The 477-nt window shown below is 71.1% G+C and carries 1 protein-coding gene and 1 pseudogene; one reads left to right on the top strand and one right to left on the bottom strand.

Going from position 1 to position 477, the window contains the following annotated elements; translation table 11 throughout:
- Positions 1 to 333: pseudogene (locus tag L687_RS28315) on the top strand (tryptophan-rich sensory protein); the annotation flags it as partial.
- Here L687_RS28315 and L687_RS0121325 read toward each other — a convergent pair.
- Positions 315 to 477 (bottom strand): winged helix-turn-helix domain-containing protein (locus L687_RS0121325; RefSeq protein WP_031206995.1); only part of this gene is annotated, 163 nt, incomplete at its 5' end. The pseudogene L687_RS28315 and the gene L687_RS0121325 sit on opposite strands and share 19 nt — an antisense overlap.

Below are 477 nucleotides of genomic sequence, written 5' to 3'. Positions count from 1 at the left end.
ATCGCCACCGTCGCCAACACCGCCGCCTGGCTCACGCAGATCGCACCGCAGAGCTGGGCGCAGGCCGCCGATGCCTGGGCGATCGGCGTGCTGGTCGTCGTCCTCGTGATCGGAGCCGCCGCCGCCTGGATCACCGGACGTATCGCCCCCGCCCTCGCGACGGCCTGGGGTCTGGCATGGCTCGCCGTCGGACGGCTCACCGGAGAACCTCAGAGCACGCCGACCGCGATCGCCGCGATCACCGTGGCGGTGCTGCTCGTCATCACCGGCATCGTGGCGGTGTCGCGCCGGTCGCGCGCCGTGGACGCCGACGCTCAGAGCACCAGGCGGTAGCCCATCCCCGATTCGGTGAGCAGGTGCACGGGAGCGCCGGGTTCCTGCTCGAGCTTCTTGCGCAGCTGCGACATGTACAGGCGCAGGTAGCCGGAGTCGGAGACCTGCTCGCTGCCCCAGATCTCCTTCAGCAGGTCCTGGCGC

It is taken from the genome of Microbacterium maritypicum MF109 (genome assembly GCF_000455825.1).
GTDB classification, from domain to species: domain Bacteria; phylum Actinomycetota; class Actinomycetes; order Actinomycetales; family Microbacteriaceae; genus Microbacterium; species Microbacterium maritypicum_A.
The sequence above is the reverse complement of the archived record's forward strand: the minus strand, read 5'-3'. Positions and strand labels throughout refer to the sequence as shown.